This is a genomic window from Halomonas sp. (assembly GCF_041689495.1).
In the GTDB taxonomy this organism is placed as follows: domain Bacteria; phylum Pseudomonadota; class Gammaproteobacteria; order Pseudomonadales; family Halomonadaceae; genus Halomonas.
Genome location: NZ_JBDNGD010000162.1, coordinates 1 through 19,630, shown reverse-complemented (window position 1 = coordinate 19,630; position 19,630 = coordinate 1). Strand labels below are relative to the sequence as shown.

Annotated in this window: 21 protein-coding genes, 1 tRNA gene and 1 pseudogene; 14 read left to right on the top strand and 9 right to left on the bottom strand. The window is 62.9% G+C overall.

The genetic code is table 11. The annotated features are described in order from the left end of the window. Positions 1–48 precede the first annotated feature (48 nt). Positions 49–363, bottom strand: a complete 315-nt coding sequence (locus ACESMD_RS05480; protein WP_372611088.1) for a high-potential iron-sulfur protein — start codon at positions 361–363, stop codon at positions 49–51. 218 nt (positions 364–581) lie between these two features. Here ACESMD_RS05480 and ACESMD_RS05475 point away from each other — a divergent pair, with 218 nt between their 5' ends. The 3 genes from ACESMD_RS05475 (at position 582) to ACESMD_RS05465 (ending at position 2,334) form a co-directional block, all read left to right on the top strand. Then, positions 582–1,049 carry a methylated-DNA--[protein]-cysteine S-methyltransferase gene (locus ACESMD_RS05475; RefSeq protein WP_372611086.1) on the top strand — a complete coding sequence of 156 codons (468 nt, stop codon included), beginning with the start codon at positions 582–584 and terminating at the stop codon, positions 1,047–1,049. Between the two features lie 99 nt (positions 1,050–1,148). Beyond that, positions 1,149–1,424, top strand: a complete 276-nt coding sequence (locus tag ACESMD_RS05470) for an Lrp/AsnC family transcriptional regulator (protein WP_372611084.1) — start codon at positions 1,149–1,151, stop codon at positions 1,422–1,424. A gap of 43 nt (positions 1,425–1,467) precedes the next feature. Further along, positions 1,468–2,334, top strand: coding sequence for a DNA/RNA non-specific endonuclease (locus ACESMD_RS05465; RefSeq protein WP_372611082.1), 867 nt, complete (start codon positions 1,468–1,470; stop codon positions 2,332–2,334). 117 nt (positions 2,335–2,451) lie between these two features. Here the strand turns inward: ACESMD_RS05465 and ACESMD_RS05460 are convergent. Beyond that, positions 2,452–2,538 (bottom strand) — tRNA-Leu (locus ACESMD_RS05460). Between the two features lie 245 nt (positions 2,539–2,783). Between ACESMD_RS05460 and rnr the strand changes: the two genes are divergently transcribed. The 9 genes from rnr (at position 2,784) to ACESMD_RS05415 (ending at position 10,515) form a co-directional block, all read left to right on the top strand. After that, complete coding sequence (rnr, locus tag ACESMD_RS05455) at positions 2,784–5,204, top strand: ribonuclease R (protein ID WP_372611080.1); 2,421 nt, start codon at positions 2,784–2,786, stop codon at positions 5,202–5,204. Continuing rightward, entirely contained in the window at positions 5,204–6,037 is an 834-nt protein-coding gene (gene rlmB, locus ACESMD_RS05450; protein ID WP_372611078.1) for a 23S rRNA (guanosine(2251)-2'-O)-methyltransferase RlmB, read from the top strand. Before rnr ends, rlmB begins: the two co-directional genes overlap by 1 nt. Before the next feature lie 143 nt (positions 6,038–6,180). After that, the gene (rpsF, locus tag ACESMD_RS05445) at positions 6,181–6,567 is read left to right on the top strand and encodes a 30S ribosomal protein S6 (RefSeq protein ID WP_372611076.1); all 387 of its coding nucleotides are present in this window, start codon (positions 6,181–6,183) and stop codon (positions 6,565–6,567) included. A 33-nt stretch (positions 6,568–6,600) separates the two neighbouring features. Beyond that, positions 6,601–6,828, top strand: a complete 228-nt coding sequence (gene rpsR, locus ACESMD_RS05440; RefSeq protein ID WP_372611074.1) for a 30S ribosomal protein S18 — start codon at positions 6,601–6,603, stop codon at positions 6,826–6,828. A gap of 13 nt (positions 6,829–6,841) precedes the next feature. Next, positions 6,842–7,693, top strand: a complete 852-nt coding sequence (locus ACESMD_RS05435; RefSeq protein ID WP_372611072.1) for a hypothetical protein — start codon at positions 6,842–6,844, stop codon at positions 7,691–7,693. Positions 7,694–7,708: 15 nt separating this feature from the next. Beyond that, entirely contained in the window at positions 7,709–8,155 is a 447-nt protein-coding gene (gene rplI / locus ACESMD_RS05430; protein ID WP_372611070.1) for a 50S ribosomal protein L9, read from the top strand. Positions 8,156–8,337: 182 nt separating this feature from the next. After that, on the top strand, positions 8,338–9,726 hold the full coding sequence (gene dnaB / locus ACESMD_RS05425) for a replicative DNA helicase (protein ID WP_372611068.1): 1,389 nt from the start codon (positions 8,338–8,340) through the stop codon (positions 9,724–9,726). A gap of 63 nt (positions 9,727–9,789) precedes the next feature. After that, positions 9,790–10,080 carry a hypothetical protein gene (locus tag ACESMD_RS05420; protein WP_372611067.1) on the top strand — a complete coding sequence of 97 codons (291 nt, stop codon included), beginning with the start codon at positions 9,790–9,792 and terminating at the stop codon, positions 10,078–10,080. A 132-nt stretch (positions 10,081–10,212) separates the two neighbouring features. Next, on the top strand, positions 10,213–10,515 hold the full coding sequence (locus ACESMD_RS05415; RefSeq protein WP_372611066.1) for a DUF6482 family protein: 303 nt from the start codon (positions 10,213–10,215) through the stop codon (positions 10,513–10,515). Positions 10,516–10,528: 13 nt separating this feature from the next. Here ACESMD_RS05415 and ACESMD_RS05410 read toward each other — a convergent pair whose 3' ends face one another. Further along, positions 10,529–10,924, bottom strand: a complete 396-nt coding sequence (locus tag ACESMD_RS05410) for a thiol-disulfide oxidoreductase DCC family protein (protein ID WP_372611064.1) — start codon at positions 10,922–10,924, stop codon at positions 10,529–10,531. 296 nt (positions 10,925–11,220) lie between these two features. On the opposite strand from ACESMD_RS05410, the gene hemH reads away from it, so the two are divergent. Further along, the gene (gene hemH / locus ACESMD_RS05405; protein WP_372611062.1) at positions 11,221–12,312 is read left to right on the top strand and encodes a ferrochelatase; all 1,092 of its coding nucleotides are present in this window, start codon (positions 11,221–11,223) and stop codon (positions 12,310–12,312) included. Positions 12,313–12,331: 19 nt separating this feature from the next. On the opposite strand, the gene ACESMD_RS05400 is transcribed toward hemH, so the two are convergent. The 6 genes from ACESMD_RS05400 to ACESMD_RS05375 are packed head-to-tail and all read right to left on the bottom strand — an operon-like array spanning position 12,332 to position 18,174. Beyond that, the gene (locus ACESMD_RS05400) at positions 12,332–12,721 is read right to left on the bottom strand and encodes a Na+/H+ antiporter subunit G (protein ID WP_372611060.1); all 390 of its coding nucleotides are present in this window, start codon (positions 12,719–12,721) and stop codon (positions 12,332–12,334) included. A gap of 21 nt (positions 12,722–12,742) precedes the next feature. Further along, complete coding sequence (locus tag ACESMD_RS05395) at positions 12,743–13,012, bottom strand: K+/H+ antiporter subunit F (RefSeq protein ID WP_372611058.1); 270 nt, start codon at positions 13,010–13,012, stop codon at positions 12,743–12,745. Further along, positions 13,006–13,503 carry a Na+/H+ antiporter subunit E gene (locus ACESMD_RS05390; protein WP_372611056.1) on the bottom strand — a complete coding sequence of 166 codons (498 nt, stop codon included), beginning with the start codon at positions 13,501–13,503 and terminating at the stop codon, positions 13,006–13,008. The genes ACESMD_RS05395 and ACESMD_RS05390 overlap by 7 nt, the downstream gene beginning before the upstream one ends. Next, positions 13,500–15,008 (bottom strand): monovalent cation/H+ antiporter subunit D, encoded by a 1,509-nt coding sequence (locus ACESMD_RS05385; RefSeq protein ID WP_372611054.1) that lies wholly within the window; start codon positions 15,006–15,008, stop codon positions 13,500–13,502. The genes ACESMD_RS05390 and ACESMD_RS05385 overlap by 4 nt, the downstream gene beginning before the upstream one ends. Further along, complete coding sequence (locus tag ACESMD_RS05380) at positions 15,005–15,343, bottom strand: Na+/H+ antiporter subunit C (RefSeq protein ID WP_372611052.1); 339 nt, start codon at positions 15,341–15,343, stop codon at positions 15,005–15,007. Before ACESMD_RS05380 ends, ACESMD_RS05385 begins: the two co-directional genes overlap by 4 nt. Next, positions 15,343–18,174 (bottom strand): monovalent cation/H+ antiporter subunit A, encoded by a 2,832-nt coding sequence (locus ACESMD_RS05375; protein WP_372611050.1) that lies wholly within the window; start codon positions 18,172–18,174, stop codon positions 15,343–15,345. The genes ACESMD_RS05380 and ACESMD_RS05375 overlap by 1 nt, the downstream gene beginning before the upstream one ends. A gap of 360 nt (positions 18,175–18,534) precedes the next feature. Between ACESMD_RS05375 and ACESMD_RS05370 the strand changes: the two are divergent. Beyond that, positions 18,535–19,112 (top strand): annotated as a pseudogene (locus tag ACESMD_RS05370) (proton-conducting transporter membrane subunit); the annotation flags it as partial. Positions 19,113–19,630 lie beyond the last annotated feature (518 nt).

Here is a 19,630-nt window from a genome sequence, read left to right as displayed (position 1 = left end):
GGTCGATCAGTTCAGAAAAGCAGTCTCCCCGGATTGCTCGAGGTTGGATCAGGCCTGAGCCGTCCATGACTGGCACCAGCCAGCCGGCTCGACACTGTTCTGCGGGAACAGCTGACAGCCCTCGGAATCTGCCTGGAAGAACATGCAGCTGTCGCAACGCTCTCCTTCCTCGTAGGCCGGATGATCGCTGGCATCCGCCGCATCCTCGACGTAGTTCAGGGCCTGGGCCTGATCGGAATTCGGATCGAGTCTCGGCAGATCCTGGGCGAAGGCAGATCTTGACAGGATCCCGGCCCCCAGTGGCAGGGCGGCCATGCCCATCAGGCTATTGCGCATGAAATCTCGACGGCTTCGATTCGCCATGGTGTCTCCTTGTTTCACGGTTGGTCACCAGAGGTGCCGATGAGTCCTGGTGGGTGGTTGGCCACCGCTCGAAATATCGACTTGCTTTGATGTATGACAACCACTGCCCACCCGAGTTCGATTGTTCTATCGTAGTAGAAGACACCACGGGACGCTAACCACCACCTAGCTGTGCGGCAATCCGTCGCGACCTGGCCATTCCGACATGAGGACACTCCATGAGATTCACACGTTTTGCCGCTCCGCTCGGCGAGATCCTGGTGTGCGGTAATGATCAAGGGTTGCACCGACTGGTGCTGGCCGCCGAGGAAGCTCCCGATCCGCTCGAGGGTCAACGAGATGACGCCGCCTTCGACGATGTCCGGGAGCAGGTCCTGGGCTACCTGGCCGGGCGTCGTCGCCAGTTCAGCCTGGAACTCGCACCGGGTGGCAGTGAGTTCCAGCGGCAGGTGTGGGCGGCACTGGTCCGTATCCCCTACGGAGAGACGCGTACCTATGGTGACCTGGCAAGACGCCTGGGCCGGGATGGAGCCGCCCGCGCCATCGGCGCGGCCAATGGTGCCAACCCCTTGCCGTTGGTGATTCCCTGTCACCGGGTGGTGGCCGCCGATGGTTTGGGAGGATACAGCGGTGGAACCGCCCTCAAACGGCGGCTCCTGGTGCTGGAGGGCAGCCTTCCCGCTTGAGGCGATGCCGTATGGCACCAGTCGCTGCTATACTCGCGCCATTCTCGATCGACATGATGATTCCCGAACCCTGAATGGCCTTGAGCCGGAGAGTGCCCGATGCAGAATGCCGTGATCCTGATCAACACCGACAAGGGCCAGGTCAAGGCGGTGGCCGAGCGCCTGGCTGACGTCGAGGGTATCAGCGAAGTCTATTCCACCTGCGGTCGCTATGACCTGGTGGCGATTGCCAGGACCCGGGATTTCGAGAGCCTGGCCGAGTTGGTGACCGAGCGGCTCAATGTCGTGGAGGGAATTCGGGATACCGAGACCCTCAATGCCATGCAGGTCCACTCCCGTCACGATCTGGAGACGATGTTCTCCCTGGGCTGGTAAACGTCCCTTACCGACTTCTCGCCTTGACGCGACCCCTTTCAGGATGACTCGCCGTAGAGTTCCCGTTCGTCCCCGCTGGCGCCGACAGGTGCGCCGATTCGGTATCTCGCTGCTGTTCGTGGCCGTGGGCTCCGGGCTCTGGTATAGCCAGGAGCGCGAGGTTCGCGACCAGCTCAGCTGGATGGGCGTGCCCGAATGGCAGGCCCTGACGCCGACCCATCTCCATCGTGTCCTGCGCAATGACGGTTTCCTGTTGGGCTGGTCCGATCTGCGGGTCAATCCGCTCTGGGTGAGTTACCTTCTGACCGAAGTGGATGATGCCGCTCTTGGCCCACGCCCGGAATTCCGGCGGGATTGGCGTGCGCTCTGGCCGATCGCCACCGACAGCTACTTCGGCAGCGGCTATGACCGGGGGCACCTGGCACCCAACTATGCCATCGCCACGGTGCATGGGCGCGAGGCCCAGCAACAGAGTTTCCTGATGAGCAACATCTCGCCTCAGCGTCCGGATCTCAACCGACGACTCTGGCAGCGCCTGGAGGAAGTGGTCATCGATCACTTCGTGCCGCGTTTCGGGGTCCTGCAAGTGATCACCGGGCCGGTATTTCCCGAGCGGTTCCTGGACAATGCCTTCAACCGGGTCGGTCTCGTGGAGGTTCCCGAGGCCTTTTACAAGATCATCGTGGTGCCGGCGGAGTCGCCCATGGCCCTGGCCTTCATCATGCCGCAGGCGGTTCGCGGCGATGAACCCCTGGATGACTTCCTGGTCAGCATCGACGAGGTGGAGGCGCGCACCGGCCTGGATTTCTTCCCGAGGCTACCCGAGGACGTGGCGCAGTCCCTGGAGGGGAGGGTGGTGACCGATGGCTGGGGTATTGCCGAGGTGGCCCGTCTGCCCTCACGTTTCTGAAGGCGCTGACAGACAGGGCCAAGCAGACAGGCACAAAAAAACCGCGACGATTTCGCGGTTTCCTGTAGGTGATGTTCTATGCTCACGTATCGATTCGGCTGCATGACGCGAAAATATTGGTGCCCAGGAGAGGACTTGAACCTCCACATCCGTAAGGATACTAGCACCTGAAGCTAGCGCGTCTACCAATTCCGCCACCTGGGCAATCGCTGCGTATGGTACCGGATTGCCGGCCTGATGCAATAGGGTTGCCGGGACGCCCGATGAAAATTCCGGCATCGCCGATCCCGTCGAAGTCCGTCGGTGTGCCCGGCAATGGTTGGGTGACGACAGTGGCGGCGCTATACTGTCGCCATGACAATAGGCCTTCGCAACACCCCATCTTCCCCGAGGCGTTTCCACGCCACCCTTCCCATGCAGTCTCCGACCCTGTCAAGGATGCTATCCGCATGACCCAATGGACGCTCAGCGACGATCCACACGCGAGCCGAGAGGCCCACAAGTACGATAATCCCGCTCCCAGCCGGGAGTACTTGCTGGCCCGTCTCGAGGAAGTCGGCAAGCCGATGACCCATGAGTCCATGAGTCAGCTTCTGGGGCTGGAAGACGAGGAACTCATGGAAGCGGTGCGTCGCCGCCTGGCGGCCATGGAGCGTGATGGCCAGCTGCTGCGTGACCGCCGGGGTGCCTATGCCCTGATCAACAAGCTCGACCTGATCAAGGGCAAGGTACTGGGTCACCGAGACGGCTTCGGGTTCCTGTTGCGTGATGATGGCAAGAAGCCTGACCTGGTCCTGCCGCCCCGGCAGATGCGTCGTGTCTTCCATGGCGACTTGGTACTGGTTCGCGTCAGTGGCCGCGACCGTCGGGGGCGTGATGAGGCGACCATCGCCGAAATCCTGTCGCGCAATACCCAGACGATGGTCGGCCTCTACCGGCAGAACAACGCCGAGTTCGGGGTGCTGATCCCCGAGAATCCGCGTATCACCCAAGAGGTGATCATTCCCCACAGTGCCTGTGGGGGCGCGAAGGATGGCCAGGTCATCTCGGCCAGGATCGTCAAGCAGCCCGAAACCCGGGTTCAGCCGGTCGGGGAGGTGGTCGAGGTGCTCGGTGAGCGCATGGATCCGGGGATGGAGATCGATATCGCCATTCGCAGCTATGAGATCCCCGCCGAGTTCCCGCCCGATGTCCATGACCAGATCGCCGACATGTCGGCCGAGGTGGCCGAGGACGATAAGCTGCATCGTGTCGATCTGCGCGACGTGCCTCTGGTGACCATCGATGACGAGTCGGCCAAGGACTTCGATGATGCCGTCTGTGCCTGGAAGACCAAGTCGGGTAGCTGGAAACTGCTGGTCGCCATCGCCGATGTCTCCCACTATGTTCGCCCGGGCAGTGCCCTGGACAAGGAAGCCATCAACCGTGGCAACTCGGTCTACTTCCCGGGGCAGGTGGTTCCCATGCTGCCGGAGCTGTTGTCCAACGGACTCTGCTCCCTGAACCCCGACGTCGATCGCCTGTCGCTGGTCTGCGAGATGAATATTTCCCAGAGTGGCGCCATCAGCCGATATCGCTTCTACGAGGCGGTCTTCCGCTCCCATGCTCGCCTGACCTACAACAAGGTGGCCGCGATTCTCGATGACCAGGGCAAGCAGGGTGACGAGCTGCGCGAGCAATACCGCCCCCTGGTGCCTTCACTGAAGAACCTCAAATCGCTCTATACCCTGCTGCGGGAAGCCCGTGTGGCACGGGGTGCCATCGATTTCGAGACCACCGAGACCGAGATCGTCTTCAACGACGAGCGCAAGATCGAGAAGATCGTCCCTCGTACTCGCAACGATGCCCACAAGATCATCGAGGAATGCATGCTGGCGGCCAACGTGGCCACGGCGCGTTTCCTCGACAAGCATGACCTGCCGGCCCTCTATCGCATCCACGAGCGTCCCTCGCCGGAGCGCCTCGACAAGCTGCGTCTCTTCCTCAATGAGTTGGGGCTCTCCGTGGGCGGGGGTGACGAGCCGACGCCCCAGGATTACCGGGAACTGGCCGAGGCCATCAAGGGGCGCGAGGATGCCGACGTCATCCAGACGGTCATGCTGCGGTCGATGAGTCGGGCGGTCTATTCGCCACAGAACGATGGTCACTTCGGTCTCGCCTATCCGGCCTATGCTCACTTCACCTCACCGATCCGTCGTTATCCCGATCTCCTGGTGCACCGGGCGATTCGCTCGGTGATCCGTGGCCCACGCAAGACCAATACCGTGCTGCGCGCCGATGGTGCCAAGGTGGAGCCCCCCAGCAAGTGGGCGCCCTATACCTTCGAGCAGATGCTCGAGTTCGGTGAACACAGTTCCATGACCGAGCGACGGGCCGACGACGCCACCCGTGATGTCGAGGACTGGCTGAAATGCGAGTTCATGTCCGACAAGCTTGGCGAGGTGTTCGACGGCACCATTGCCTCGGTGACCCAGTTCGGTATCTTCGTGCGCCTCGACGAGGTCTATGTCGAGGGCCTGGTGCACGTCACCTCGCTGCCCTCCGACTACTATCATTACGAGCCGGAGAAGCATCGCCTCAAGGGCGAGCGCAGTGGCATGAGCTATCGCCTCGGTGATGGCGTGACTGTCCAGGTGGCGAGGGTCGATCTCAACGACCGCAAGATCGATTTCGAACTGGGCGATGACAAGCCGCGTCCCAAGCGGCAACCGCGCAAGCGTGGTGGCAAGGCACCGGCATCGGCTGCCCCCCAGGCGAAAGCGGAATCCGCTGCCGGAAAGGCGCCGAAGCCCGATGACAAGAAGCCCGATGACAAGGGACGGGGTGGCAAGCGCCGCCGGGGCCCGCGCAAGCCGCGTTCCCGCTCCTGATGGGGACTCGCAAGTCGGATCGCCAAGGGGCAAGAAGGCAGCCCGACGTCAGGGTGCCCGGCGCTCCGGGGGGGCTCGATGCGGTCTTCGGGGTGCATGCCGTTCGCGCCCTCCTGGATCGCGGTGAGACGCCCCCTGAGCTCTGGGTTCAGGAGGGGAGTGCCGGATCGCGCCTGGCCGAACTGGTCGAGACGGCGCGACAGGGCGGTGCCCGAGTTCAGCAGCGCTCCCGCGACGATCTCGATCGACTGGCACGTGAGGTCGCCCACCAAGGCATCATCGCCTTTGCCAGGCCCCTGGCCTTCGAGGCCGAGACCTCCCTCTGGCTAAGGCTCCAGGCCTGGCTCCATGAAACTCCGCCTCTCTTGCTGGTGCTTGACGGCGTCACCGATGTCCACAACTTCGGCGCCTGCCTGCGCAGTGCCGATGCCGCCGGCGCCCATGGCGTCGTCGTGCCCAAGGACAAGTCGGCGCCACTCAATGCCACGGTGCGCAAGGTGGCCTGTGGTGCCGCCGAAACGGTGCCGGTCTATCAGGTCACCAACCTGATCCGCAGCCTGACGAAAATGCAGGGGCTCGGCCTGTGGATCACCGGCACGACCGGCGAGGCCGAGGCCAGCCTCTATGAGGCCGACCTTGTCGGTCCGACGGCACTGGTGATGGGAGCCGAGGGCAAAGGCATGCGCCGCCTGACCCGGGAAGCCTGTGACCTCCTGGTCAAGTTGCCCATGGCCGGCGGCGTCTCCAGCCTCAACGTCTCCGTGGCCACCGGCATCTGCCTGTTCGAGGCGGTGCGTCAGCGCCATCTTGCAACCAGGGCCAGGGATCACTAGAATGCATGCGCCTGCTCTCCTGCCGAGCGGGCGCGGCTATTTCAGCCAATGTCGCGTTGCGTAGAGCGTCACGTCGACAATCACTCCTTGCTTCCCCCGAGCGCCACGCTCCCGAGGAAGCTGCCAAACCGCAAGGAGAATTCATGCGTCACTACGAGATCGTGTTCATGGTCCATCCGGACCAGAGCGAACAGGTTCAGGCGATGGTCGAGCGTTACACCAGTCTCATTACCGAGAATGGTGGCACCGTGCATCGCCTCGAGGATTGGGGTCGTCGTCACCTGGCCTACCCGATCAACAAGATTCACAAGGCTCATTACGTGCTGATGAACGTCGAATGCAGCGGTGAAACCCTCGAGGAAATCGAGAATATCTTCCGCTTCAATGACGCCATCATTCGCAGCCTGGTGGTTCGTTGCAACGAGGCCATCACCGAGGCGTCGCCGATGATGAAGCCGGCGGAAGAAAAGCGTGTTCGCCGCGAGGACAAGCCTCGTGACGACAGGCCGCGCAACGAAGAATCCGCCTGAGTCCACTCATCGCACGTTTCAAGGAGTCATTCCATGGCACGTTTTTTCCGTCGCCGCAAGTTCTGTCGTTTTACCGCCGAGGGCGTAAAGCAGATCGATTACAAGGATCTGGATACCCTCAAGGCCTATGTCACCGAGACCGGCAAGATCGTTCCCAGCCGGATCACCGGGACCAGGGCCCGTTACCAGCGTCAGCTGTCTACCGCCATCAAGCGGTCTCGATACCTGGCGTTGTTGCCCTACTCCGATAGCCACCAGTAAGAATCGACGCCTGATGTTGCCGATTGCGCGCTGGTTGATGCGCGGTATTCCCCATGCGGCCTTCGGAGCCGCCATTGCCACGGTCGTCCCCTGGATGTTCTGGCTGGGGGCCGCCATCGCCGGTCTGATGACGCTGCGACGGGGTCTGTCGCCGAGTCTGCCGGTGATCCTGGCCGCGGCCTTGCCGGCCGGCTGGTGGTGGACCCAGGGGGATGTCATCCCGCTGGCCAGCATCCTGCTGGTCGTCCTCATGGCGGTGGTGCTCAGGTCGCGCATGCGCTGGAGCGAGGCCATGCTGGCGGGTGCCCTGGCGGCGGCCGGCATGATCCAGCTGGGGGTGTTCCTTCCCCCGGGCGGTGCGGGTCCCCTGCTTGACCAGCTTCGTCAGGGGTCACCCGAGGTCGAGCGGATGCTCAGTGAAATGACCCAGCAGGGTCTCGACACCGAGCAGCTGGCGACACTCTTGATCGGCGGGGTGACCGGCCTGGTGGTGATGCTGGCGTCCGTGGCCTGTCTGGCAATGGCGCGCAGCTGGCAGGCGGGGATCTACAATCCGGGAGGTTTTCGCGAGGAATTTCATGCCCTGCGTCTGTCGCCCCGGGAGTTGGCCTTCGTGGTGGCGCTTGTGGTTACCGGTGCGGTGCTGGGGATTCCGTCCATTGGCATGGTCCTCTGGGTCCCTCTGCTGGTCGCTGGCGTCTCGCTGGTTCACGGTTTTATTGGATTGAAGGGAATGAACGGGTTGTGGCTGATCGCCTTCTATGTGTTGTTGATCACCACCTGGCCCATGATTCTGATCGTTCTGCTGCTGGCCTTCATCGATTCGCTTGCGGACTTCCGCACGCGGCTGGCCAGCCGCGATTGACAAGAGGTTTACGAGATGGAAGTCATTCTGCTCGACAAGATTGGCAAGCTGGGTGGTCTGGGTGACAAGGTCACCGTGAAGCCCGGATTCGGACGTAACTACCTGGTGCCCTACGGCCTGGCCGTGCCGGCGACCAAGGACAACGTGGCTTCCTTCGAGGCCCAGCGCAGCGAACTGGAGGCCCAGGCCGCCGCGCGCAAGGCCATCGCCGAGGAACGTGCCGCCCAGTTGGCCGAGATCGAACTGTCACTGGTCGCCAAGTCCGGCGACGAGGGCAAGCTGTTCGGCTCCATAGGCTCGCGTGATCTGGCCGAGGCGATTGCCTCCGCCGGCATCGATGTCGCCAAGAGTGAAGTGCGGATGCCCGAAGGTCCGATCCGCCAGACCGGTGAATACGACATCGCCGTGCATCTGCATGCCGAAGTCCACGCTACCGTGCGTGTGGTGGTCGTGGCCGAATAAATCCTGGTCACCGCCATCATGGGGTGTATATCGAGGGGCCCGGGGATCGAGCGATTCCCGAGCCCCTTTTATGTGTCCGGGATAAGCGCATCGACCCCTGCTCACGATGCGTCGGACACATGGGGTATCACCTTGGCTTGGGGTAGAATGAGCCTGCCGTTTCACCCAGGTGTCGCCTTGCCATGAACGAACCCCTTGCCCTCGATCAGGAAACCGCTGCCCTGAAGGTGCCGCCGCATTCGCTCGAGGCCGAGCAGTCGCTTCTCGGCGGCCTGATGCTCGACAATCTGGCCTGGGACAACATCGCCGACCGGCTGACCTCCCATGATTTCTATCGTTACGAACATCGCCTGATCTTCAACGTCATGCAGGGCCTGGCCGAGGCCGCCAGGCCGCTGGACGTGGTGACGCTTTCCGAATCGCTGGACGGCCGTGACCAGCTCGATACCGTGGGTGGGCTGGCCTACCTGGCGGAGCTCGCCCGTAACACGCCCTCGGCCAGCAATATCCATGCCTATGCGGACATCGTCCGCGAGCGGGCGACGCTTCGAAAGTTGATCAAGGCCGCCGGCCAGATCGCCGAGGGTGCCTTCAGTCCCCAGGGACGCCCCACGGATGAACTGGTCGACGAGGCCGAGCGGCTGGTCTTCCAGATCAGCGAGGACAGGCCCAAGGCGGGCGGGCCCGTCGGCATGAACGAGCTGCTGGCCAAGGCCGTGGACCGCATCGATGAGCTCTTCAACCTGCAGGGCGATATGACCGGCCTGTCTACCGGCTTCCGTGACCTGGACGAGATGACCACCGGGCTGCAGCCGTCGGATCTGGTAATCGTTGCCGGCCGTCCCTCCATGGGCAAGACGACCTTCGCCATGAACATGGTCGAGCATGCGGTGATTGCCAGCGAGAAACCCGTGATGGTGTTTTCCATGGAGATGCCCGCCGAGGGCTTGATGTTGCGCATGCTCTCTTCGCTGGGGCGAATCGACCAGAGTCGCGTGCGAACCGGCCAGCTGGAGGACGAGGACTGGCCCCGTTTGACCTCGGCGGTGAATCTGCTCAAGGACAAGCAGCTGTTCATCGATGATACGGCGGCCTTGTCACCCAACGAGATGCGCTCCCGCGTGCGGCGCCTGGTGCGCGAACACGGGAATTTTTCCTTGATCATGATCGATTACCTCCAGTTGATGCAGATTCCGGGCTTTTCCGAGAATCGTACCGGCGAGATCTCCGAGATCTCGCGTTCCCTGAAGGGGCTGGCCAAGGAGTTCGGTTGCCCGGTGCTCGCGCTCTCCCAGCTGAATCGGTCTCTGGAACAGCGACCCAACAAGCGTCCGGTGATGTCTGACCTCAGGGAATCCGGGGCCATCGAACAGGATGCGGACATCATTGCCTTCGTCTATCGCGACGAGGTCTATAACCCCGACAATCCCGATAATCAGGGCCTCGCCGAGTTGATCATCGGCAAGCAGCGTAACGGGCCCATCGGGACCGTCCACATGGCGTTCATCGGCAAGTACACACGCTTCGAGGACCTGGCACCGGACAGCTACGGACAGGCCTTCGGGGAGTGATCGCCTGAGTCCGACACCCGGTACCTGATGTGCCGACCCTCGATCAACCAGCAAGGAGTCACCATGGCAGGCGGATTTCGACGCGGTAATCGCCGCACACCGAAGCTCGAGGCGCGTGGCGAGCTTCAATCCCTGGAACGCGAAGGCCCCTTCAAGGAATGGCTGGGTATGCCTGACCTCTATCGGTATCATCTGGTCGTCGACGGTGAGGCCTACAGCTACCAGACCGAGGACCCCGAGGTGCCGGTAGCGGTCGGCGACCGGGTGGTCTTTCGCTATCGAGAGATCAAGGCAGGCAACTGGGTCGACCGCCGGTCACTGGGGAAAGCGATCGATCCATCCGACTACCAGTGAGTATGGAACCTGACGGTTCGGTCAGGGTCGCAGTGGCGTCACATCCGGGTCATGTCATCGTCATCATGCCCCATCATGCTGACAGTGAATCTATCCCGAAATCACCGACTCGGACGTCAGGGAGAAGTCCCCATGGAATTCAAGGAACTCAAGGCCTTCGTGGCGGCCAATGACAACATCGAGATCCGTGTGATCGGTCATGCCGGCAGTCGCTTCTATCAGGTGGAACTGCAAGACATGGAGGGCGCACGACACCCCCTGACTCGACGGGACAAGCCGGTACTCTTCCGCTCGCTTGACGATGTCTACCTGGAACTCACGCGAGTCGGGATACATCGCGCCTACCTGGTTCATCAGGTTCCCCACGATGAGATGATCGGGCGGGAGGCCCATTACAGCGACCCCCTGACATCGCGTGTGCCGCTCGTGTTCTGATTTCCCGGGTGGGTCATTCCTTGCGCCACCGCTGTAGCCAACGTCCCAGCCGCACCCGATGACGGGCAAACCAGCCATAGCCGATATTCATCATGCCGGCCACGCCCGGCAGGCAACTGAGCCAGACCAGTCGGCGATAGCCGAGGACCGCATAGAGGGCTCGGCTTGCGTCCATGCCGACGTACCAGCGTCCCTCGGCGTCACTGACATGCAGCTTGCCCATCATGGCCGAAAAGCAGGTACCCAGAGTTCGGGCATCGAAGTCCTCGGCCTGGATGTCGACCAGAGCCGCCGCTTCCCGTCGGGGATGTCTCTTCAGCCAGGCGACTTCCCGCTGGCAAAGCGGACAGTGTCCGTCGTGGAAAAGGGTCACCGGCCCACGAGCCTCCAGAGCGGGATGGCGTTTCATGATGTCGTCTCCTGTCGATAGCCGTCACGGGTGCGCCCTGCCCATAGGGTGGTGCCGCTTCCAGGCCGGCCAGGTACCCGTCGCAGAGGGCGATGACAGTTCCCGGGCCGCCGTGATGCAGTACGGCCAGGTTGTGACTTGGCTGGTCACCCAGGACCAGCAGGAGAGGGTTGGACACGTATTGATCCCAAGCTGTACAGATTCATTCTATAGTACAACTTTATGCCGGGCTCAGGCGATTCCCCTGATAGAATATGGCCTGAATCTTCCGTCATCGATAAAGAGGCAATCACCGCATGACATCAACCAATCTGGTTCAGGAACCTTCCGACCTGGACACGCCGGGCAGCGGCCGGCTGGCGCATGCCCCCTCGGACCATCCGCCCGTACCGCCCGGGAAGGTGGGCGTTCTGGTCGCCAACCTGGGAACCCCGGATGCCACCGACTACTGGTCCATGCGCCGCTATCTCAGCGAGTTTCTCTCGGACAAGCGGGTGGTCGATTATTCCGCCTGGTTTTGGCAGCCGCTGCTTCAGCTGGTGATCCTCAGCAAGCGACCCTTCGCCTCGGGCAAGGCTTATCGCGGGATCTGGAACACGGAGAAAGACGAGAGTCCGTTGCTGACCATCACCCGGGATCAGACCCGCAAGATCGCCGAGGGGCTTCAGCACGCCTACGGTGACAGGGTCGTCGTCGATTTCTGCATGCGTTACGGCAATCCCTCCACGGACAGCGTGCTACGTCGGATGCACGCTCAGGGCTGTGAGAGAATACTGTTCTTCCCCCTCTATCCCCAATATGCCGGGCCGACCACCGCCACCGCCAATGATCAGGCCTTCCGCACCCTGATGACGCTCAACTGGCAGCCTGCCTTCCGCACGGTGTCGGCCTATTTCGAGCACCCCGATTATCTCGATGCGCTGGCCAATTCCGTTCGCGAAGCCTATGAGGCCGCGGAGTCGCGACCCGATATCCTGGTGGCGTCCTATCATGGCGTGCCCAAGCGCTACCTGATGGAGGGCGACCCCTACCATTGCCAGTGCCAGAAGACCACGCGACTGCTGAAGGAGCGACTGGGCTGGGGCGATGACGACATCGTCACGGCCTTCCAGTCGAAGTTCGGTCCCGAGGAATGGGTCGGGCCGGCCACCGTGGACCATGTCGCCGAGCTGGCTCGCCAGGGCAAGAAACACATTGCGGTGATCTCGCCGGCCTTTTCCTCCGATTGCGTGGAGACCCTCGAGGAGATCAACGAGGAGATCAAGGACAGCTTCGAGGCGGCCGGCGGGGAGCGCTTCACCTACATCCCCTGCCTGAATGACCGGGACGATCATATCGCCGCCTTGCTGGCGGTGATCGAGAACGAGCTCGGCGGCTGGGTATCCTAGCGGGACGCCGTGCCGGGGGTCAGTGCCCCCGGTCCGGATGCAGGACGGGCTTCTCGCCAACCTCCTCGCGGTGTAGTTCCACGGGCTTGCCGCGGGTCTTCTGCACGTGTCGGAGCTTGAGATGAAGGCCCGTCTTGGCCAGCAGGTGGGCACTCACCGGGGCGGTAATGAACAGGAAAAGGGTGATCAGTAGCTCCTGGATGACGGGTTCACCCTGGATGGTCGAGAAGTAGAGCATCGAGCCGATCAGAATGCAGCCGATCCCCAGGGTGGACGCCTTGGTGGGGCCGTGCAGGCGCATGTAGAAGTCGCGCAGGTGGGCCATGCCCAGCGAGCCGATGAAGGCGAAGACGCCCCCGGCGATCAGGAAGAAGGAAATGACACCTTCGAGGATCACATAGAAATTCATGGTTGCTCCGACCGTGCTGGCCTATTCGATGATGTCGCCGCGCAGGATGTACTTGCAGACCGCCACCGTGCTGATGAAGCCAAGCATGGCGATCAGCAGTGCTGACTCGAAATAGATCCTGGTGTTCAGCCAGAGACCCATGAGCACTATCAGCGCGATCGAGTTTACGTACATGGTGTCCAGCGCCAGGACGCGGTCCGGCATGCTCGGCCCCACCGTCAGACGAAAAGCATTCATCAGGATGGCCATCAGGATCAGTGTCAGGCTGATCGTCAGGGCGATGTCTAGCATTCGTAGATCTCCTTCAGCGGCCGCTCGTAGCGCTCGCGTATCGTCGCGATCAACATCTCCTCATCCTCCATGTCGAGGGTATGGATCAGCAGCGTCTTGCCGTCGAGTCGCATGTTGGCTGATACCGTCCCCGGCGTCAGGCTGATGGTGCTGGCCAACAGCGTGATGGTGAAGCGGTCCTCCAGCATCAGCGGATATTCCACGAAGGCCGGCCGCATGCGCTGCTGGGGATTGATGATCAGCCAGGCCACCTGCAGGTTGGCTACGATGATGTCGCCCAGCACTCGCAGCACATAGCGCAGCAGCTTTCCCGGCTTCTTGATATGGGGCTTGGCGTCCCAGAAGCGGTGGGTCAGCAGCGGGATGGCCAGGGCAAGGAAGCCGCCCAGCAGCACTTGTCCCGGCGCAATGCTGCGGGCCATCAACAGCCAGACGACCAGCAGGAGGATCGAGAGCAGTGGCAGGGGGAGCCAGGGACGGGGCTTGATCATGGTGTATCTCCGGCATCGGACAGGACGGCACGCACCAGGATGTCGGGGTCGGCCAGCTGGTCGGCGGTGGCACGGGTATAGTCGCTGACTGGTCCCGCCAGGGCGACCAGCAGCGGCGAGGCGCCCAGTAACCAGGCCACCCCGAACCAGTGTTGGCGGGACAACGGCTGTCCCCCGGGCTCACCCTGGCTTCGCCAGAATAGCGTCGAGCCTGCCCGAGAGAGGGCGATGATGGCGGCGAGGCCGGTGGCGAGCATGACTGGCCACAGCCACGGCTGCTGCCAGGGCTCGGCGGCGTCGAGCAGCAGGACCTTGCCGATGGCGCCCGACAGGGGCGGCAGGCCGGCCACTGCGATCGCCCCGACGAAGAACAGCCCGGACAGCAAGGCACCATGACGCAGCGGTCGACCCTTGACCAGTCGCGTGCCTGCCTTGCCCCGCTGAAGGCCGATCATCTCGGCCAGAAGGAAGAGCCCGCCGGTCACCAGGGTGCTGTGGACCAGGTAATAGAGGAGGGCGCCGGTGGCTGCTGGCGATCCCATGCCAATGCCCGCCAGCAGCGTGCCCACCGAGACCAGGACCAGATAGGCCACCATCAGGCGCAGGTCCCGGGCGGCGAGGACGCCGACGCCGGCGGCGATCATGGTGCCCAGCGACAACCACCAGACCCATGGCTGTTCCAGGGCGGCGAGGGGGCCGGCTGACTCGCCGAAGATCAGCGAATAGACCCGCAGGATGGCGTAGATGCCTACCTTGGTCATGATGGCGAAGAGCGCCGCGACCGGGGCCGGTGCAGCGGCATAGGCGCGGGGAAGCCAGAAATACAACGGCAGGATCGCCGCCTTCAAGCCGAACACCACCAGCAGCATCAGGGCGCCGGCGGTGACCAGGCCGGCCCGCTCGGCGGGCAATTCACTGACGCGCATGGCCATGTCAGCCATGTTGAGGGTGCCGGTGGCGCCGTAGAGCACGCCCACGCTGATCAGGAACAGTGACGAGCCCGCCAGGTTGAGCGCCACGTAGTGCACCGCTGACTGGATCCGCGACTTGCCCCCCCCATGGATCAGCAGCGCGTAGGAGGCCAGCAGCAGCACCTCGAAGAACACGAAGAGGTTGAACAGGTCGCCGGTGAGGAAGGCGCCGTTGATGCCCATCAGTTGCAGCTGGAAGAGACCGTGGAAGTTGCTGCCGCGCTCGTCGTCACCGGCACAGGCGAAGACCACACAGCCCAGGGCCAGCACTGACGTCAGCAGGACCATCAGGGCCGAGAGGCGGTCGAGCACCAGCACGATGCCGAAGGGCGGCTGCCAGCCGCCCAGCGCGTAGTAGGTGACCTCGCCGCTGGCGGCCCTGGCCAGCATGACCATCGCGACCACCACCAGCAGTGCGGTAGCCGTGACGCCCACCGTGCGGTGTGTGCGCATGGCACCATGTCGGCTTCGCAGCAGGAACAGTCCCGCCAGCAGCGGCAGGACGACGGGAAGAACGATCAGGTGCTGCATCACCGGTGGGGCTCCTCTTGCTTGCGACCGTCGACATGGTCATTGCCCAACTCGCTGCGGGCGCGCATGGCCAGGATGACCACGAAGGCGGTCATGGCGAAGCCGATCACGATGGCGGTGAGTACCAGCGCCTGGGGCAGCGGGTCAGCGAAATCGGCTTTGCCATCGATGATGGCGGCGCCTCCAGTCGTCAGCCCCCCCATGGAGAACAGGAAGAGGTTGACCGCATAGGAGAGCAGGGTCAGCCCGACGACGACCGGGAAGGTCCGGCCTCGCAGCGTTAGGTAGAGGCCACAGGCCGAGAGGATCCCGGTGGTGATGGCATAGAGGCTTTCCATCAGTGTTTCTCCTTGCTGGAACGGGACAGGTTCTCATCGGTGGCCGGGGCGCCCTTGGCCGGGCTGTGGAGCGTGGTAACCTTGCCCAGGTTGGCCAGGATCATCAGGGTGGCGCCGACCACCGCCAGGTAAACGCCCAGGTCAAAGAGCATGGCGGTGGCCAGCTCGAAGTCGCCGACCAGCGGCAAGTGGAAGTGACCGAATGCCGAGGTCAGGAAGGGGCGCCCGAACAGCAGGCTGCCCAGTCCGGTGAGCGTGGCCACGGCGACCCCGGCGATGGCCACCGGCTGGTATTCGAACTGCAGCCGCTGCTGGGCCCACTCCACGCCACGGGCCATGTAGAGCAGGATCATGGCCACGGCGGTGACCAGTCCGGCGATGAAGCCGCCACCGGGCATGTTGTGGCCGCGCAGGAAGATGAACGCCGAGACCAGCAGCGCCAGGGGCAGCAGCGCCATGGAAATGGAGGTCAGGATCATCGGGTAGCGGTCCGTGGACCACAGGCGACCCTCGGCGTCACTGTGGGGCATGAACAGGCGCAGGCGTCGCAGCAGCTTGAAGATCGCCAGCCCGGCCAGGGCCAGCACCGTGATCTCGCCCAGGGTATCGAACCCCCGGAAGTCGACCAGAATGACGTTGACCACGTTATGGCCGCCACCGCCGGACACGCTGTTGTCGAGGAAAAAGCCGGAAATCGAGGCATTGTCGCGGGTCAGGACAGCATAGTTGAGGCTGGCGATTACCACACCCAGGCTGCCGGCCAGCATCATGTCTCGCAGGTTGCGCCGGGGAGACGACTCGCGAGGCGTCTTCTGGGGGAGAAAGAAGAGGGCCAGCATCAGCAGGATCATGGTCACCACTTCCACCGAGAGCTGGGTCAGTGCCAGGTCGGGCGCCGAAAAGCGTGCGAAGGTCAAGGCGACCATGAGGCCGACCACCGACAGCATCAGCAGGGAGATCAGGCGGTAACGGTGGGTGATCACGGTAGCGACGCCACTGAAGATCAGCAGGGCGGCACCGAAGATCAGTACGCCATCGAGGGGTTGATTGCCTTTTGCCCCTGTCAGTGTCGACATGCCGGCCAGGCCAAGAACACCCATGACCAGTGCCGCCATGAGCAGGAGTCCCATGTATCGCTGCAGCGAGTTTCCATCGAATCGTGCCATGCCGGCTTCTGCGATGCGCCCGAGTCGCTGCAGGGCGCCCTCGAAGACCTGGCGGGCGTCCACCGGCTTGAAGAATTGGATCAGCTTGCGCAGGTGAGAGTGCAGCAGATAGCTCGCCACCCCGACGACCAGGGCGGCCAGGCTCATCATCAGCGGCAGGTTGACGCCATGCCAGATGGCCAGGTTGAACTCGACCGGCTGGCCGACTACCGCCCGCGTGGCAAGGTCAAGCAAGCCGGTGGCCAGCAGGGCAGGGAAGAGGCCGACCAGAACACAGAGAGCAACCAGAATCTCAACCGGTACGCGCATCAATCGCTGGGGTTCGTGGGGGGAGCGCGGTGGCGCCACCCTGGCCGGCTTGAAGAAGACGGCATGGATCAGCCGCAGCGAATAGGCCACCGAGAGGATGCCGCCGAGGGTAGCCAGCAATGGCATCACCCAACTCAGGCCACCCAGTACCGGGGTGGCGAGGGTTTCGGTGAAGAACATCTCCTTGGAGAGGAACCCGTTGAACAGCGGCACCCCTGCCATGGCGGCGCCGGCTAGGGACATGAGCAGGGCTGTGATCGGCATCGCTCGACGCAGGCCGCCCAGCTTGCCGAGCTCGCGGGTGCCTGTCTCGTGGTCGATGATCCCTGCCCCCATGAACAGCGCCGCCTTGAATGTGGCATGGTTGAGGACATGGAAGAGGGCAGCCAGTACGGCCATGGGACTGCCGATGCCGAGCAGTACCGTGATCAGCCCCAGATGGCTGACGGTGGAGAAGGCCAGGATGGCCTTGAGGTCGGTCTTGAAAAAGGCGAACCAGGCCCCGTACAGCATGGTCACCATGCCGACCAGCGAGACGATGGCCGACCAGAGCTCGCTACCGGCGATGGCCGGATGCAACCTGGCCATCAGGAAGATGCCCGCCTTGACCATGGTGGCCGAGTGCAGGTAGGCCGATACCGGGGTGGGCGCCGCCATGGCGTGTGGCAGCCAGAAGTGGAAGGGAAACTGCGCCGACTTGGTGAAGGCGCCCAGCAGCACGAGCGCAAGCATCAACGGATAGCGTGAATCGGCCCGGATCGCCTCACCGCTGTCGAGGACCAGGTTCATGTCGAAGCTGCCGACCATGTCGCCGAGCAGCAACAAGCCGGCCAGCAGGGCGAGACCGCCCGCACCGGTCACGGTCAGGGCCATGCGGGCGCCTTTTCGGGCATCGCTGCGATGCGACCAGAAGCCGATCAACAGGAAGGAGGAGAGGCTGGTGAGTTCCCAGAACAGCCACAGCAGGATCAGGTTGTCGGACATCGCGATGCCGACCATGGAGGCCATGAACAGGATCAGGAAGGCATAGAAACGCCCGAATGGCTCCTCGGGCGTCAGATAGAAGTGCGCATAGAACAGGATCAGTAGCCCGATGCCCAGGATCAGCAGATTGAACAGCAACGACAGGCCGTCCAGGCGAAAGGCCAGCTCCAGCCCCAGGCTGGGCAGCCAATCAACGGAGAAGCGCAGCACTTCGCCAGCAGCCAGCCCCGGGATCTGGAACAGCATCAATAGCAGGGCGATGGTAGGCAGCACGGCGGTCGCCAGAGAGCATTCGCGACGCCTACGCCTGGCAGTGAACGCTGGCACCAGGGAACCGAAAAGCGGCAGCAGGGCTATCCAAAGCAACGTCATCGATCGGTCTTCCTGAACGGTTTCGGTAAGCGAAAGGAGACTATCCGCCTGGGATGAAAGCGACGCATGGGCCACGCGTCGATCCCCTCGCAGGTGGGCAGGTCCATCAATGGCATAGGTCACTCCACTCTAACGCAAAGTGGGCAATCTCGCTGCTTCCTTGCCTTTCAACACTTTGTTTCTATCAGAGTTGGCCGATCTGATCGAGCGGACGACATGCATCGGCCTTGGAAACCAAGCGGAGGGGCATCATGCAACTTGCCGTGCTGGATGGCTTTGTGCTGGCGGCCTTTGCGCCATTGTTGCACCACTGGTTCGGTGCTCGCACCCGCTGGTGATGGCGCTGTTTCCTGCCGGGATGGCGGTCTGGCATTGCTCGCCGGTTTTGTGATGATGGGCGTGGCCGGTGGCAGCTGGTCGCTGGCTGAACTCAGCACCCGGGGGATATGCTGCGCGAGCATGCGCTCTATACGCCCTTGCTGATCTGCGTGCTGATCGGGGCCTTTACCAAGTCGGCCCAGTTCCCCTTCCATTTCTGGCTACCCAATGCCATGGCGGTCCCCACACCGGTATCCGCCTACCTGCACTCGGCTACCATGGTCAAGGCGGGGATCTTCCTGCTGGCGCGACTGCATCCTACCCTGGGCGGCACCGATACCTGGGTGATCACCCTCTCCCTGGTCGGCGCCCTGACCATGGCGACTGGTGCCTTTCTGGCGATCCAGCACACCAACGTCAAGAAGCTGCTGGCCTATTCCACAGTGATGGCCCTGGGCACCCTCACCATGTTGCTGGGCATCGGTACCGAGGGGGCGCTGATCGCCTTCGTGATCTTCCTGCTGGCCCACTCACTCTACAAGGGGGCGCTGTTCATGGTCGCCGGTATCCTCGATCACGGGACCGGTACCAAGGACGTCACGGCCATGGGCGGGTTGAAGTGGACCCCATCCTTTGGACCACCTGACAGGTCATCTCGAAGCGAGCGGTCAGCTCCGAGGTGGTCTGGTCGCTCTTCAGGGCGGCGAGGGCCACCTTGGCCTTGAAGTCGCTGCTGTACTGCCGACGTTTCTTGCTCATGATCAGGCTCTCCTGGTCGATCTGATCAGCGCTTAGCGCCTGGTCCGAACTTCAGGGACCACTTCAGCGCTGCAGTGACTGGCGGTGGTGGGAGCGAAATAACAGCCACTCAGGGGGTATGGTGCGGCGAGAGTAGCGAGCCGACCAGAGGGGGCAATGGGAGTCGGAGCCACCCATAGTACTTAGGAAAACGGGGAACCGGCTCGACGGGACCCGGTGGAGGGAAGGGGTGGCCAAGCATCAGAGCCGCAAGAGGGAAACATGGCAGGTGCACAGGAACCTGTGTCCATGTACACGTCACAATTGCGGATAGCAGCGCTGGCAGAGCGCTTCCCGCAGCGTGCCTTCACGTCGCTGGCCCATCATCTTGATGCCCAGT